Raw genomic sequence first — 12136 nt, 5'->3', positions numbered from 1 at the left:
CGACATACAAAAGATTGGCTGGCTAATCTAGCCAGCTCAACCCAACTTTGCAAGAAAAATATGCGAGATAATCAGCCTTGACGCTGTTTATGCTTCGGCTCGGCGCTGCAAATCACACGAACGACACCGTTACGCTTAACGATTTTGCAGTTACGACATAATTTCTTGACGGAAGCACGAACTTTCATTTTTACTCTCCGTAACTTCTCAAACGAATCTGACTAGCGGTTATAGCCTTTCAGATTTGCTTTCTTCAATGCAGACTCGTACTGACTTGACATCATCAGAGTTTGCACTTGAGCCATAAAGTCCATGATGACGACAACCACGATCAGTAGCGAGGTACCACCAAAGTAGAATGGTACTTTCATTGCATCACGCATGAACTCCGGGATCAGGCAGATGAAAGTAATGTACATCGCGCCCACCAGGGTTAAACGCGTCATTACTTTATCGATATACTTCGCCGTTTGCTCTCCCGGACGAATTCCTGGTACGAAGGCACCGGACTTCTTCAGGTTATCTGCTGTCTCACGCGGGTTGAAGACCAACGCCGTGTAGAAGAAACAGAAGAAGATGATTGCAGACGCATAGAGTAACACATAAAGCGGTTGCCCTGGCTGCAAATACAGCGAAATCGTAGTCAGCCAGTTCCAACCGGTACCGCCCCCAAACCATGATGCAATCGTGGCCGGGAACAGAATAATGCTGGAAGCGAAAATCGCCGGGATAACACCCGCCATGTTCACTTTCAACGGTAAATGTGTGCTCTGTGCTGCATAAACACGACGACCTTGTTGACGCTTCGCATAGTTAACGACGATACGACGTTGACCACGCTCGATGAAAACAACGAAGAAGGTTACTGCAAACACCAATACTGCAACCAACAGCAGCAGGAGGAAGTGCAGGTCGCCTTGCCGCGCTTGCTCGATAGTATGGGCCACTGCCGGCGGGAGCCCCGCTACAATACCCGCGAAGATAATGATCGAGATACCGTTGCCGATACCGCGTTCAGTAATCTGCTCACCCAGCCACATCAGGAACATTGTCCCGGTTACCAGGCTCACAACCGCAGTAAAGTAGAATGCAAAGCCTGGATTTAACACCAGGCCCTGCATACCAGGCATATTCGGCAGACCGGTAGCAATACCGATCGACTGGAATATGGCCAATACCAGCGTACCGTAACGGGTGTACTGGCTAATCTTGCGACGGCCAGCCTCCCCTTCTTTCTTGATTTCCGCCAACGCTGGATGAACCACCGTCAGCAGCTGGATAATGATCGACGCCGAGATATACGGCATGATCCCCAGAGCAAAGATAGAAGCACGGCTGAGGGCACCACCAGAGAACATGTTAAACATTTCAATGATAGTGCCTCTCTGCTGCTCAAGCAATTTGGCAAGCACAGTGGCATCGATACCAGGAATCGGAATGAAAGAGCCGATGCGGAAGACAATCAGCGCGCCGATGACAAACAAAAGTCTGCGCTTCAGCTCGCCGAGCCCGCCTTTAGCACTTTGAAAATCTAATCCTGGTTGCTTAGCCATCTGCTACTTATTCCTCAATTTTACCGCCAGCAGCCTCGATAGCAGCACGAGCGCCTTTGGTGACACGCAGACCACGCAGGGTTACCGGACGAGCGACTTCGCCAGAAAGTACAACTTTCGCGAATTCGATCTGGACACCAACTACGTTAGCGGCTTTCAGCGCGTTCAGGTCGATAACATCGCCTTCAACCAGAGCCAGTTCAGACAGACGAACTTCTGCCGTGATCATCGCTTTGCGTGAAGTGAAGCCGAATTTCGGCAGACGACGGTACAGAGGCATCTGACCACCTTCGAAACCACGACGTACGCCACCGCCAGAACGAGACTTCTGACCTTTGTGACCACGGCCGCCGGTTTTACCCAGGCCAGAACCAATACCACGACCTACACGCTTAGGCGCATGCTTGGCACCTTCAGCCGGAGACAGAGTATTTAAACGCATCTGTTACTCCTCAACTTTAACCATGTAGGAAACCAGGTTGACCATACCGCGAACAGCAGGAGTATCCTCGCGCTCTACGGTGTGACCAATACGACGCAGACCCAGACCGAGCAGAGTAGCTTTATGCTTCGGCAGACGGCCAATTGAGCTGCGAGTTTGTGTAACTTTAATAGTCTTAGCCATGGTCAATTACCCCAGAATGTCGGCAACGGATTTACCACGCTTAGCAGCGACCATTTCAGGAGACTTCATATTCGCCAGAGCGTCGATAGTTGCACGAACCACGTTGATCGGGTTGGTGGAACCATAAGCTTTAGCCAATACGTTGTGCACCCCAGCAACTTCGAGAACGGCGCGCATTGCACCGCCCGCGATGATACCGGTACCTTCATGAGCAGGCTGCATGAACACGCGAGAACCCGTGTGAGCGCCCTTAACAGGGTGCTGCAGGGTGCCGCTGTTCAGCGCGACGTTCATCATGTTGCGACGGGCTTTTTCCATCGCTTTCTGGATCGCTGCTGGAACTTCGCGTGCTTTGCCGTAGCCAAAACCAACGCGACCGTTACCATCACCAACTACAGTCAGTGCGGTAAAGCTGAAAATACGGCCACCTTTTACGGTTTTAGATACGCGGTTTACCGCGATCAGCTTTTCCTGCAGTTCGCCAGCTTGTTTTTCGATGTGAGCCATCTTAAACCTCTTCCTTAGAACTGAAGGCCAGCTTCACGGGCAGCATCTGCCAGTGCCTGGACTCGACCATGATATTGGAAACCGGAACGGTCAAAGGATACTTTCGCAATCCCTTTTTCCAACGCGCGCTCAGCCAGAGCTTTACCTACGGCTGCTGCTGCGTCTTTGTTACCGGAATACTTCAGTTGCTCCGCGATAGCTTTTTCTAAAGTAGAAGCGGCTACCAGTACTTCAGAACCGTTTGGAGCAATCACCTGTGCGTAAATGTGACGCGGGGTACGATGTACCACCAGGCGGGTTGCACCCAGCTCTTGGAGCTTGCGGCGTGCGCGGGTCGCACGACGGATACGAGCAGATTTCTTATCCATAGTGTTACCTTACTTCTTCTTAGCCTCTTTGGTACGCACGACTTCGTCGGCGTAACGAACACCTTTGCCTTTGTAAGGCTCAGGACGACGGTAAGCACGCAGATCTGCTGCTACCTGGCCAATTACCTGCTTATCAGCGCCTTTCAGCACGATTTCAGTTTGGCTTGGGCATTCAGCAGTGATACCTGCCGGCAGCTGGTGATCGATAGGGTGAGAGAAGCCCAGGGCCAAATTCACCACGTTGCCTTTAACGGCAGCACGATAACCAACACCTACCAGTTGAAGCTTTTTGGTGAAGCCTTCGGTAACACCAACAACCATTGCGTTCAGCAGAGCGCGCGTGGTACCCGCTTGAGCCCATGCGTTAGCAAAACCTTCGCGCGGAGCGAAAGTCAGTGCGTTAGCTTCTTGCTTCACTTCAACGGCGTCGTGGATAGTACGAGTCAACTCGCCGTTTTTACCCTTAATCGAAATAACCTGACCGTTGAGTTTTACCTCTACGCCGGCAGGAATGACGACGGGTGCTTTTGCAACACGAGACATTCTTTCCTCCCGAATTAAGCTACGTAGCAGATAATCTCGCCACCAAGACCAGCCTGGCGAGCTGCACGATCGGTCATAACACCTTTAGAGGTAGAAACAACAGCGATACCCAAACCGGCCATAACTTTTGGCAGCTCATCTTTTTTCTTGTAGATGCGCAGACCTGGACGGCTGATACGTTGAATGCTTTCTACCACAGCTTTGCCCTGGAAGTACTTCAGTACCAGTTCCAGAACAGGCTTGGCGTCGCCTTCGATTTTGAAATCTTCAATAAAACCTTCTTCCTTCAGCACGTTGGCAATTGCCACTTTCAGCTTGGAGGAAGGCATGGTGACCGCAACTTTGTTCGCGGCTTGACCGTTACGGATACGGGTCAGCATATCCGCGATCGGATCTTGCATGCTCATCTGTCTTTACTCCCGTGATTCAATTGGTAATTACCAGCTAGCCTTTTTCAAGCCTGGTACTTCACCGCGCATAGCGGCTTCACGAAGCTTAATACGGCTCAACCCGAATTTGCCCACATAACCATGTGGACGGCCAGTTTGGCGGCAGCGTTTACGCTGACGAGACGGGCTGGAATCACGCGGCAGAGTTTGCAGCTTGAGAACGGCATTCCAACGATCTTCATCGGATGCGTTCACATCAGAGATAATAGCTTTCAGTTCAGCGCGTTTTGCAAAGAACTTGTCAGCTAATTTCACGCGCTTGACTTCGCGTGCTTTCATTGATTGCTTAGCCATCAGTAACCCTGCCTTACTTGCGGAACGGGAAGTTAAAAGCAGCCAGCAGCGCGCGGCCTTCATCATCAGATTTCGCAGTAGTGGTAATGGTAATATCCAAACCACGAACGCGATCGACTTTGTCGTAGTCGATTTCTGGGAAGATGATTTGCTCACGCACGCCCATGCTGTAGTTGCCACGGCCATCGAATGACTTGGCGGACAGGCCACGGAAGTCACGGATACGTGGAACAGCAATGGAGATCAGGCGCTCAAGGAACTCCCACATGCGTTCGCCACGCAGAGTTACTTTACAGCCGATCGGATAGCCCTGACGGATTTTGAAGCCTGCAACAGATTTGCGGGCTTTGGTGATCAACGGTTTTTGACCGGAGATAGCTGTCAGGTCCGCTGCGGCGTTATCCAGCAGTTTCTTGTCAGCAATCGCTTCACCAACACCCATGTTCAGGGTGATCTTCTCGACCCGAGGGACTTGCATGACAGAGTTGTAATCAAACTGAGACATCAGTTGTTTGACTACCTCGTCTTTGTAGTAATCATGCAGTTTCGCCATCGTATTACTCCAAATTACTTGATAGTTTCGCTGTTAGATTTGAAGAAACGGACTTTTTTGCCGTCTTCGAATCTAAAGCCTACACGGTCAGCCTTGCCGGTAGCCGCGTTGAAGATAGCAATGTTAGAAACCTGAATTGCAGCTTCTTTTTCAACAATGCCGCCTGGTTGGTTCAGAGCCGGAACCGGCTTCTGGTGTTTCTTAACCAGGTTGATGCCTTCAACAATGACCTTGCCAGCAGACAGGACATTTTTTACTTTACCGCGCTTACCTTTGTCTTTCCCGGTAATCACGATAACTTCGTCATCACGACGGATCTTCGCTGCCATGTTCGCTCCTTAGAGTACTTCTGGTGCCAGAGAGATAATTTTCATGAACTTCTCATTACGCAGTTCACGAGTTACCGGCCCAAAAATACGCGTACCGATTGGCTGCTCGCTGTTATTGTTCAAAATAACGCATGCATTGCCATCGAAGCGAATGACAGAACCGTCCGGGCGACGTACACCCTTCTTGGTGCGCACCACTACCGCCTTCAGAACATCGCCTTTCTTCACCTTACCGCGAGGAATTGCTTCCTTGATGGTAATTTTGATGATGTCGCCGACGCCTGCGTAGCGACGGTGCGAGCCACCTAGAACCTTGATACACATTACGCGACGTGCACCGGAGTTGTCGGCGACGTTCAGCATAGTCTGTTCTTGGATCATTTTAGTGCTCCGCTAATGTCAACTACTACTTTAAAGACCCAAGTAAAAATTAGGCCGTTGAAAAGCCCCATAACCGAGGGCGCAGCATTATAACACCGCTTACTTGGTATGGGTAGAAAAAATAAACGGCTCATTTTCTGAGCCGTTTATTAAGTTAGAGCCAGCTACTCTATTACAGAATCGCTTTCTCTACAACGCGAACCAGCGTCCAGGACTTGGTCTTGGACAGTGGGCGGCATTCGCGGATTTCCACCACGTCGCCGGTACCACATTCGTTGTTCTCGTCATGTACGTGCAGTTTGGTCGTACGTTTGATGAATTTCCCGTAGATCGGGTGCTTCACAGTACGTTCGATAGCAACAACGATGGATTTCTCCATTTTATCGCTAACAACACGACCCTGCAGGGTACGGATAACTTCAGTCATTTACACACCCGCCTTTTGAGTCAGTAAAGTCTTAACGCGTGCGACGTCACGACGCACTTGTTTCAACAGGTGAGTTTGTTGCAGCTGGCCACTGGCCGCCTGCATGCGCAAGTTGAATTGCTCACGCAGCAGGTTGAGCAGCTCGGCATTCAGCTCTTCAACGCTTTTTTCACGCAGCTCTTGTGCTTTCATTACATCACCGTCTTAGTTACAAAGGTGGTTTTGATCGGCAGTTTCGCTGCTGCCAGTTTGAATGCCTCGCGGGCAACCTCTTCTGGCACGCCGTCCATTTCGTACAGGACCTTACCAGGCTGGATCAGGGCAACCCAATACTCCACGTTACCCTTACCTTTACCCATACGCACTTCCAGCGGCTTCTCGGTGATCGGTTTGTCCGGGAATACACGGATCCAGATCTTGCCTTGACGCTTAACTGCACGAGTCATTGCACGACGAGCTGCTTCGATTTGACGAGCAGTCAGACGGCCACGGCCAACAGCTTTCAGACCGAAAGTGCCGAAGCTAACATCCGTACCTTGCGCCAGACCACGGTTGCGGCCCTTGTGCACCTTACGGAATTTTGTACGCTTTGGTTGTAACATCAGCGACTCTCCTTACTTGCGGCCTTTACGCTGCTGCTTTTTAGGTTGAGCAGCCGGTTCCGGTTGTTCAACTGCAGCCATACCACCCAGGATCTCACCTTTGAAGATCCATACCTTAACGCCGATTACACCATAAGTGGTGTGCGCTTCAGATGTGTTGTAGTCGATGTCCGCACGCAGAGTGTGCAATGGAACACGACCTTCGCGGTACCATTCGGTACGTGCGATTTCAGCGCCGCCAAGACGGCCGCTTACTTCAACTTTGATACCTTTAGCGCCAAGACGCATTGCGTTCTGTACTGCACGCTTCATAGCACGACGGAACATCACGCGACGTTCCAGCTGAGAAGTGATGCTGTCAGCAACCAATTTAGCGTCGAGTTCCGGTTTACGGACTTCGGCGATGTTGATCTGTGCAGGAACGCCAGCGATGTCCGCTACGACCTTGCGCAGTTTTTCGACGTCTTCACCTTTCTTACCGATAACGATGCCTGGGCGAGCAGTGTGAATGGTCACACGGATGCTCTTCGCAGGACGCTCGATAACGATGCGAGAAACGGAAGCTTTCGACAGTTCCTTAGTCAGGAATTGACGAACTTTAAAGTCGCTGTCCAGGTTGTCAGCGAATTCTTTGGTATTCGCATACCAAGTAGAGTTCCAAGGTTTGACAATACCCAGGCGAATACCATTAGGATGTACTTTCTGACCCATTGCTAGTCTCCAGAGTCTCAGCGATCGGACACAACCACAGTAATGTGGCTGGTGCGCTTCAGGATGCGATCTGCACGACCTTTTGCACGCGGCATAATGCGCTTCATGCTTGGGCCTTCGTCTACGAAGATTTTCGTAACTTTCAGATCATCGATGTCAGCGCCATCGTTGTGTTCTGCGTTAGCAATGGCAGACTCCAGCACTTTCTTAACCAGACCAGCAGCTTTCTTGTTGGTGTAGGTCAGAGTTTCCAGAGCTTGCGACACTTTCTTACCGCGAATCAGGTCAGCAACAAGGCGAACCTTCTGAGCAGAAGAACGAGCGTGGCGATGTTTAGCGATAGTTTCCATCTCTTCCTCCTACCTTAGCGCTTTTTAGCTTTTTTATCAGCCGCATGGCCGCGATAAGTACGAGTCGGCGCGAATTCACCCAGTTTGTGACCGACCATTTCATCGGAAACGAACACTGGTACGTGCTGACGACCATTATGGACAGCGATGGTCAAACCGATCATGTTAGGAAAGATCGTTGAACGACGGGACCAAGTGCGCAAAGGCTTCTTGTCACCGCTTTCCACCGCTTTCTCTACCTTCTTCAGCAAGTGCAGGTCAATAAAAGGACCTTTCTTGAGAGAACGTGGCATGGCTTATCCTCTAATTATTTTTTGCTACGGCGACGTACGATGAACTTATCAGTACGCTTGTTGCTACGGGTCTTCTTACCTTTGGTCTGAACGCCCCACGGAGTTACCGGGTGCTTACCAAAGTTACGACCTTCACCACCACCGTGCGGGTGATCTACCGGGTTCATCGCCGTACCGCGAACGGTAGGACGAACACCACGCCAACGTGCAGCACCTGCTTTACCCAGAACGCGAAGCATGTGTTCAGCGTTACCGACTTCACCCAGGGTGGCGCGGCAATCAGCTGGAACTTTACGCATTTCGCCGGAGCGCAGACGCAGAGTTACGTAGGAACCATCACGAGCAACGATCTGAACGTAGGCACCAGCGGAGCGAGCCATCTGACCGCCTTTACCTGGTTTCATTTCTACGTTGTGAACCGTTGAACCAACTGGAATGTTGCGCATCGGCAGGGTGTTACCCGCTTTGATTGCAGCATCAACGCCAGATTGAATCTGGTCACCAGCTTTCAGGCCTTTCGGCGCCAGGATGTAACGGCGTTCGCCGTCTTTGTACAGAACCAGCGCGATGTTCGCGGAACGGTTCGGATCGTACTCCAGACGCTCAACCACAGCAGGGATACCGTCTTTGTTGCGCTTGAAGTCAACCAGACGATAATGTTGCTTGTGGCCACCACCGATATGACGGGTGGTGATACGGCCATTGTTGTTACGACCACCGCTTTTGCTCAGTTTTTCCAGCAGCGGGGCATAAGGTTTACCCTTGTGCAGCTCAGGGTTAACCACTTTAACAACGTGGCGACGACCCGGAGATGTAGGTTTACATTTAACAATTGCCATTGTTCTTACTCCTCCGACTTACTCTGCGCCGCCGATGAAGTCCAGATTCTGGCCTTCTTTCAGGGTGACGTAAGCTTTTTTCCAGTCGCTACGACGACCAACACGCTGACCGTGACGCTTCACTTTCCCTTTAACTACCAGGGTGTTCACGTCTTCGACTTCGACTTCAAACAGTTTCTGCACTGCAGCTTTGATTTCTGCTTTGGTCGCGTCTTTGGCAACTTTGAGAACGATGGTGTTGCTTTTTTCCATCGCAGCGGATGCTTTTTCAGATACGTGCGGTGCACGCAGCACTTTCAGCAAACGTTCTTCACGGATCATGCCAGCATCTCCTCAACTTGCTTCACAGCATCAGCAGTCATAACCACTTTGTCGAAGGCGATCAGGCTAACCGGATCGATACCTGCTACATCGCGCACGTCAACCTTGTACAGGTTGCGAGCTGCCAGGAACAGATTCTCATCCAGTTCACCGGTCACGATCAGCACGTCTTCCAGAGCCATATCTTTCAGTTTCTGTGCCAGCAGCTTAGTTTTAGGCGCTTCTACAGAGAACTTCTCGACAACGATCAGACGATCTTGACGTACCAGTTCGGACAGGATGCTTTTCAGCGCGCCGCGGTACATCTTTTTGTTTACTTTCTGACTGTGGTCCTGTGGCTTAGCAGCAAAGGTCACGCCGCCTGAACGCCAGATCGGGCTCTTTACAGAACCTGAGCGCGCACGGCCGGTGCCTTTCTGACGCCATGGCTTTTTGCCGGAACCAGTTACTTCAGCACGGGTCTTCTGAGCACGGGTACCTTGACGGGCACCTGCTGCATAAGCAACAACAACCTGGTGTACCAGCGCTTCGTTGAAATCACGACCGAAGGTAGTTTCGGAAACAGTCAGCGCGCTTTGCGCGTCTTTCAATACTAATTCCATTGCTATCCCCTTACGCCTTCACAGCTGGTTTAACGATCAGGTTGCCACCGGTTGCGCCCGGTACAGCACCCTTAACCAGCAGCAGGTTGCGCTCAGCGTCAACACGTACTACGTCCAGGCTCTGAACGGTTACGCGCTCATCACCCAGGTGGCCAGCCATTTTCTTGCCTTTGAACACTTTGCCCGGAGTCTGGTTCTGACCGATAGAACCCGGAACGCGGTGAGACAAGGAGTTACCGTGGGTAGCGTCTTGGGTACGGAAGTTCCAGCGCTTAACAGTGCCAGCAAAACCTTTACCTTTAGAAGTACCGGTAACATCGACTTTTTTAACGTCAGCGAAGATTTCTACGCTAATTTCCTGACCTGCAGCGAATTCTTGACCTTCTTCCAGGCGGAATTCCCACAGACCACGGCCAGCTTCAACGCCAGCTTTAGCGAAATGACCCGCTTCCGGCTTGGTTACTCGGTTAGCTTTTTTGCTACCGGTGGTAACCTGAACGGCACGGTAACCGTCGGTGTCCAGGCTTTTAACCTGAGTCACGCGGTTCGCTTCAATTTCAATTACGGTTACTGGGATAGAAACGCCATCTTCAGTGAAGATACGGGTCATACCCACTTTTTTACCGACTAAACCAATCATTGTTTCAACCTCTCAATCGCTCAATGACCTGATTAACCCAGGCTGATCTGCACGTCTACACCGGCAGCCAGATCCAGACGCATCAGAGCATCAACGGTTTTCTCGGTTGGCTCAACGATGTCAACCAGACGCTTGTGAGTGCGAATCTCGTACTGATCGCGCGCGTCTTTGTTGACGTGCGGAGAAATCAGAACGGTAAAGCGCTCTTTGCGAGTTGGCAGCGGGATCGGACCACGGACTTGCGCACCAGTGCGCTTTGCAGTCTCGACGATTTCCGCGGTTGATTGATCGATCAGACGATGATCAAACGCTTTCAGGCGGATACGGATTCTTTGGTTCTGCATGAGACCAGAGCTCCAATTATTTATAAACGTAAATAATTACTCCTCACACCCATTTCGATTGATGGGGGAGTGTAATCGTCAACATATAACCCCCATATCGGGAGTATTGTTCGAGAGGCAAAAAAGGCCTGCCAATCGACTGATTCGCTAAAATCAGGCTTACCAAGATTAGGTAAGCCCGCGCATTATACGCAAAATGGCCGAGGAAGCAAGCCACAGTTGGAAATATGCTCAGGAAATCGTCATTCTTGCGCGCTCAGATGCAGTCGCGAGATGAAGGCGGCAAACAGGGTATGAATTATGCTTGGCAGGGACGCTCCCCTGCCCCACCGTAAAAACGGTTGCCGGCAGGAGAAACGATGACGAACAGAAGGCAGGTTTACTCTTTGCGCTCTAGAACCTGGGCCTGGGCATAGTTTTGAATACCGAGGCGAGCGATCAGATCCAGCTCGGTTTCCAGCCAGTCGATATGCTCTTCTTCATCGGCCAGGATGTCGATCATCAAATCGCGGCTGACGTAATCGTGGATCGAGTCGGCATAGGCGATACCTTCGCGCAGGTTTTTGGCCCCCGCCAGCTCCAGCGCCAAATCGGAACGCAGCATCTCTTCAATGTCTTCGCCGATGTTCAGCTTGCCGAGATCTTGCAGGTTCGGGATCCCTTCCAGGAACAGGATACGCTCGATGTAGCGATCGGCATGTTTCATTTCGTCGATCGACTCGTGGTACTCCTTGTCGTTGAGGCGCATTAACCCCCAATTCTTGAACATGCGGGCGTGCAGGAAATATTGATTGATGGCAACCAGCTCGTTACCGAGCAGCTTGTTGAGGTGAGCAATGATCTTTTTATCGCCTTTCATAGGTAATTCCTCCTGGCCAGTTCTAAAAGTGTAGAACCTGTAAGCCAAGAGTCAAAAATAACCTTACCCTTTGTTAGGCAACTTCATGCATTGGGATGATAGTTCCGCGTTCCTCCACCATAATCTGTCTTGCCTGACGAATGCACTTTCCACAATCGGTACCAATCGGCACAAGTTCACGCAGCTGCTTCATGGTATGGGGATTGTGCTGACGCACCGCATTACGGATGGCTTTGTCAGTCACCGCATTACACAGACATACATACATAGAGAGACTCACTTCTTAACCAATGCACTGAGTCTAAATGGGAATGGTTTTTATTTCAATTAAGATTTAAACAAATTGCATAAAAAAAGGGCACCGAAGTGCCCTTTTTTGTGTCGAAAAATTATTCGCGATTAAGCGATAACTTTAGCAACAACGCCCGCGCCAACGGTACGGCCGCCTTCACGGATTGCGAAACGCAGACCGTCGTCCATCGCGATTGGGTGAATCAGGGTTACAACCATGTTCACGTTGTCGCCTGGCATTACCATCTCTACGCC

At 50.9% G+C, this 12136-nt stretch carries 25 protein-coding genes and 1 pseudogene; all 26 read right to left on the bottom strand.

Translation table 11 applies throughout. The features are described from left to right. Positions 1 to 71: 71 nt before the first annotated feature. Entirely contained in the window at positions 72 to 188 is a 117-nt protein-coding gene (gene rpmJ / locus ACJ8MK_RS24795) for a 50S ribosomal protein L36 (protein ID WP_002227352.1), read from the bottom strand. 33 nt (positions 189 to 221) lie between these two features. Continuing rightward, on the bottom strand, positions 222 to 1553 hold the full coding sequence (gene secY, locus ACJ8MK_RS24790; RefSeq protein WP_004929740.1) for a preprotein translocase subunit SecY: 1332 nt from the start codon (positions 1551 to 1553) through the stop codon (positions 222 to 224). A 7-nt stretch (positions 1554 to 1560) separates the two neighbouring features. After that, positions 1561 to 1995 (bottom strand): 50S ribosomal protein L15, encoded by a 435-nt coding sequence (gene rplO / locus ACJ8MK_RS24785; RefSeq protein WP_004929742.1) that lies wholly within the window; start codon positions 1993 to 1995, stop codon positions 1561 to 1563. 3 nt (positions 1996 to 1998) lie between these two features. Then, entirely contained in the window at positions 1999 to 2178 is a 180-nt protein-coding gene (gene rpmD / locus ACJ8MK_RS24780; RefSeq protein ID WP_048232028.1) for a 50S ribosomal protein L30, read from the bottom strand. 6 nt (positions 2179 to 2184) lie between these two features. Next, positions 2185 to 2685: a 30S ribosomal protein S5 gene (gene rpsE, locus ACJ8MK_RS24775; protein ID WP_004929747.1), complete on the bottom strand. Its 501-nt coding sequence runs from the start codon at positions 2683 to 2685 to the stop codon at positions 2185 to 2187. 14 nt (positions 2686 to 2699) lie between these two features. Beyond that, the gene (gene rplR, locus ACJ8MK_RS24770) at positions 2700 to 3053 is read right to left on the bottom strand and encodes a 50S ribosomal protein L18 (RefSeq protein WP_004929748.1); all 354 of its coding nucleotides are present in this window, start codon (positions 3051 to 3053) and stop codon (positions 2700 to 2702) included. Positions 3054 to 3062: 9 nt separating this feature from the next. Beyond that, a complete protein-coding gene (rplF, locus tag ACJ8MK_RS24765; RefSeq protein WP_004929751.1) occupies positions 3063 to 3596 on the bottom strand; it encodes a 50S ribosomal protein L6 in 534 nt (177 codons plus the stop codon). Positions 3597 to 3610: 14 nt separating this feature from the next. Then, positions 3611 to 4003, bottom strand: a complete 393-nt coding sequence (gene rpsH / locus ACJ8MK_RS24760) for a 30S ribosomal protein S8 (RefSeq protein ID WP_004929753.1) — start codon at positions 4001 to 4003, stop codon at positions 3611 to 3613. 30 nt (positions 4004 to 4033) lie between these two features. Then, complete coding sequence (rpsN, locus tag ACJ8MK_RS24755; RefSeq protein WP_004929754.1) at positions 4034 to 4339, bottom strand: 30S ribosomal protein S14; 306 nt, start codon at positions 4337 to 4339, stop codon at positions 4034 to 4036. Between the two features lie 13 nt (positions 4340 to 4352). Continuing rightward, the gene (gene rplE / locus ACJ8MK_RS24750; protein ID WP_033636253.1) at positions 4353 to 4892 is read right to left on the bottom strand and encodes a 50S ribosomal protein L5; all 540 of its coding nucleotides are present in this window, start codon (positions 4890 to 4892) and stop codon (positions 4353 to 4355) included. Between the two features lie 14 nt (positions 4893 to 4906). Then, entirely contained in the window at positions 4907 to 5221 is a 315-nt protein-coding gene (gene rplX, locus ACJ8MK_RS24745) for a 50S ribosomal protein L24 (RefSeq protein ID WP_004929758.1), read from the bottom strand. Positions 5222 to 5230: 9 nt separating this feature from the next. After that, entirely contained in the window at positions 5231 to 5602 is a 372-nt protein-coding gene (gene rplN / locus ACJ8MK_RS24740) for a 50S ribosomal protein L14 (RefSeq protein ID WP_000613954.1), read from the bottom strand. A 172-nt stretch (positions 5603 to 5774) separates the two neighbouring features. Further along, positions 5775 to 6029 carry a 30S ribosomal protein S17 gene (rpsQ, locus tag ACJ8MK_RS24735; protein ID WP_004929760.1) on the bottom strand — a complete coding sequence of 85 codons (255 nt, stop codon included), beginning with the start codon at positions 6027 to 6029 and terminating at the stop codon, positions 5775 to 5777. Further along, a complete protein-coding gene (gene rpmC / locus ACJ8MK_RS24730; protein ID WP_004929762.1) occupies positions 6030 to 6221 on the bottom strand; it encodes a 50S ribosomal protein L29 in 192 nt (63 codons plus the stop codon). Beyond that, on the bottom strand, positions 6221 to 6631 hold the full coding sequence (gene rplP, locus ACJ8MK_RS24725) for a 50S ribosomal protein L16 (protein WP_004929764.1): 411 nt from the start codon (positions 6629 to 6631) through the stop codon (positions 6221 to 6223). The genes rpmC and rplP overlap by 1 nt, the downstream gene beginning before the upstream one ends. A gap of 12 nt (positions 6632 to 6643) precedes the next feature. Beyond that, positions 6644 to 7342 carry a 30S ribosomal protein S3 gene (gene rpsC / locus ACJ8MK_RS24720; protein ID WP_004929766.1) on the bottom strand — a complete coding sequence of 233 codons (699 nt, stop codon included), beginning with the start codon at positions 7340 to 7342 and terminating at the stop codon, positions 6644 to 6646. Between the two features lie 17 nt (positions 7343 to 7359). Next, on the bottom strand, positions 7360 to 7692 hold the full coding sequence (gene rplV, locus ACJ8MK_RS24715; protein WP_002223844.1) for a 50S ribosomal protein L22: 333 nt from the start codon (positions 7690 to 7692) through the stop codon (positions 7360 to 7362). 14 nt (positions 7693 to 7706) lie between these two features. Continuing rightward, positions 7707 to 7985 (bottom strand): 30S ribosomal protein S19, encoded by a 279-nt coding sequence (gene rpsS / locus ACJ8MK_RS24710; RefSeq protein WP_004929772.1) that lies wholly within the window; start codon positions 7983 to 7985, stop codon positions 7707 to 7709. Between the two features lie 14 nt (positions 7986 to 7999). Next, on the bottom strand, positions 8000 to 8824 hold the full coding sequence (rplB, locus tag ACJ8MK_RS24705; RefSeq protein ID WP_004929775.1) for a 50S ribosomal protein L2: 825 nt from the start codon (positions 8822 to 8824) through the stop codon (positions 8000 to 8002). 18 nt (positions 8825 to 8842) lie between these two features. Then, a complete protein-coding gene (gene rplW / locus ACJ8MK_RS24700; RefSeq protein WP_004951179.1) occupies positions 8843 to 9145 on the bottom strand; it encodes a 50S ribosomal protein L23 in 303 nt (100 codons plus the stop codon). Further along, on the bottom strand, positions 9142 to 9747 hold the full coding sequence (rplD, locus tag ACJ8MK_RS24695; protein WP_004929779.1) for a 50S ribosomal protein L4: 606 nt from the start codon (positions 9745 to 9747) through the stop codon (positions 9142 to 9144). Before rplD ends, rplW begins: the two co-directional genes overlap by 4 nt. A gap of 10 nt (positions 9748 to 9757) precedes the next feature. Next, complete coding sequence (gene rplC / locus ACJ8MK_RS24690) at positions 9758 to 10387, bottom strand: 50S ribosomal protein L3 (RefSeq protein ID WP_015379265.1); 630 nt, start codon at positions 10385 to 10387, stop codon at positions 9758 to 9760. Between the two features lie 32 nt (positions 10388 to 10419). Next, entirely contained in the window at positions 10420 to 10731 is a 312-nt protein-coding gene (gene rpsJ / locus ACJ8MK_RS24685) for a 30S ribosomal protein S10 (RefSeq protein WP_001181005.1), read from the bottom strand. A gap of 379 nt (positions 10732 to 11110) precedes the next feature. Then, on the bottom strand, positions 11111 to 11590 hold the full coding sequence (gene bfr / locus ACJ8MK_RS24680) for a bacterioferritin (protein WP_033636255.1): 480 nt from the start codon (positions 11588 to 11590) through the stop codon (positions 11111 to 11113). Between the two features lie 73 nt (positions 11591 to 11663). Beyond that, complete coding sequence (gene bfd / locus ACJ8MK_RS24675; RefSeq protein ID WP_015379266.1) at positions 11664 to 11858, bottom strand: bacterioferritin-associated ferredoxin; 195 nt, start codon at positions 11856 to 11858, stop codon at positions 11664 to 11666. Between the two features lie 131 nt (positions 11859 to 11989). Beyond that, positions 11990 to 12136, bottom strand: a pseudogene (gene tuf / locus ACJ8MK_RS24670) (elongation factor Tu); the annotation flags it as partial.

It is taken from the genome of Serratia sp. CY38905 (assembly GCF_052168875.1).
Taxonomy (GTDB): Bacteria; Pseudomonadota; Gammaproteobacteria; order Enterobacterales; family Enterobacteriaceae; genus Serratia; species Serratia sarumanii.
This window is presented reverse-complemented; position numbering and strand designations above follow the sequence as displayed.

Bases quoted from the DNA above. Each gene is read 5' to 3' on its own strand.
- rpmJ (WP_002227352.1), bottom strand. From the start codon at position 188: ATGAAAGTTCGTGCTTCCGTCAAGAAATTATGTCGTAACTGCAAAATC.
- secY (WP_004929740.1), bottom strand. From the start codon at position 1,553: ATGGCTAAGCAACCAGGATTAGATTTTCAAAGTGCTAAAGGCGGGCTC.
- rplO (WP_004929742.1), bottom strand. From the start codon at position 1,995: ATGCGTTTAAATACTCTGTCTCCGGCTGAAGGTGCCAAGCATGCGCCT.
- rpmD (WP_048232028.1), bottom strand. From the start codon at position 2,178: ATGGCTAAGACTATTAAAGTTACACAAACTCGCAGCTCAATTGGCCGT.
- rpsE (WP_004929747.1), bottom strand. From the start codon at position 2,685: ATGGCTCACATCGAAAAACAAGCTGGCGAACTGCAGGAAAAGCTGATC.
- rplR (WP_004929748.1), bottom strand. From the start codon at position 3,053: ATGGATAAGAAATCTGCTCGTATCCGTCGTGCGACCCGCGCACGCCGC.
- rplF (WP_004929751.1), bottom strand. From the start codon at position 3,596: ATGTCTCGTGTTGCAAAAGCACCCGTCGTCATTCCTGCCGGCGTAGAG.
- rpsH (WP_004929753.1), bottom strand. From the start codon at position 4,003: ATGAGCATGCAAGATCCGATCGCGGATATGCTGACCCGTATCCGTAAC.
- rpsN (WP_004929754.1), bottom strand. From the start codon at position 4,339: ATGGCTAAGCAATCAATGAAAGCACGCGAAGTCAAGCGCGTGAAATTA.
- rplE (WP_033636253.1), bottom strand. From the start codon at position 4,892: ATGGCGAAACTGCATGATTACTACAAAGACGAGGTAGTCAAACAACTG.
- rplX (WP_004929758.1), bottom strand. From the start codon at position 5,221: ATGGCAGCGAAGATCCGTCGTGATGACGAAGTTATCGTGATTACCGGG.
- rplN (WP_000613954.1), bottom strand. From the start codon at position 5,602: ATGATCCAAGAACAGACTATGCTGAACGTCGCCGACAACTCCGGTGCA.
- rpsQ (WP_004929760.1), bottom strand. From the start codon at position 6,029: ATGACTGAAGTTATCCGTACCCTGCAGGGTCGTGTTGTTAGCGATAAA.
- rpmC (WP_004929762.1), bottom strand. From the start codon at position 6,221: ATGAAAGCACAAGAGCTGCGTGAAAAAAGCGTTGAAGAGCTGAATGCC.
- rplP (WP_004929764.1), bottom strand. From the start codon at position 6,631: ATGTTACAACCAAAGCGTACAAAATTCCGTAAGGTGCACAAGGGCCGC.
- rpsC (WP_004929766.1), bottom strand. From the start codon at position 7,342: ATGGGTCAGAAAGTACATCCTAATGGTATTCGCCTGGGTATTGTCAAA.
- rplV (WP_002223844.1), bottom strand. From the start codon at position 7,692: ATGGAAACTATCGCTAAACATCGCCACGCTCGTTCTTCTGCTCAGAAG.
- rpsS (WP_004929772.1), bottom strand. From the start codon at position 7,985: ATGCCACGTTCTCTCAAGAAAGGTCCTTTTATTGACCTGCACTTGCTG.
- rplB (WP_004929775.1), bottom strand. From the start codon at position 8,824: ATGGCAATTGTTAAATGTAAACCTACATCTCCGGGTCGTCGCCACGTT.
- rplW (WP_004951179.1), bottom strand. From the start codon at position 9,145: ATGATCCGTGAAGAACGTTTGCTGAAAGTGCTGCGTGCACCGCACGTA.
- rplD (WP_004929779.1), bottom strand. From the start codon at position 9,747: ATGGAATTAGTATTGAAAGACGCGCAAAGCGCGCTGACTGTTTCCGAA.
- rplC (WP_015379265.1), bottom strand. From the start codon at position 10,387: ATGATTGGTTTAGTCGGTAAAAAAGTGGGTATGACCCGTATCTTCACT.
- rpsJ (WP_001181005.1), bottom strand. From the start codon at position 10,731: ATGCAGAACCAAAGAATCCGTATCCGCCTGAAAGCGTTTGATCATCGT.
- bfr (WP_033636255.1), bottom strand. From the start codon at position 11,590: ATGAAAGGCGATAAAAAGATCATTGCTCACCTCAACAAGCTGCTCGGT.
- bfd (WP_015379266.1), bottom strand. From the start codon at position 11,858: ATGTATGTATGTCTGTGTAATGCGGTGACTGACAAAGCCATCCGTAAT.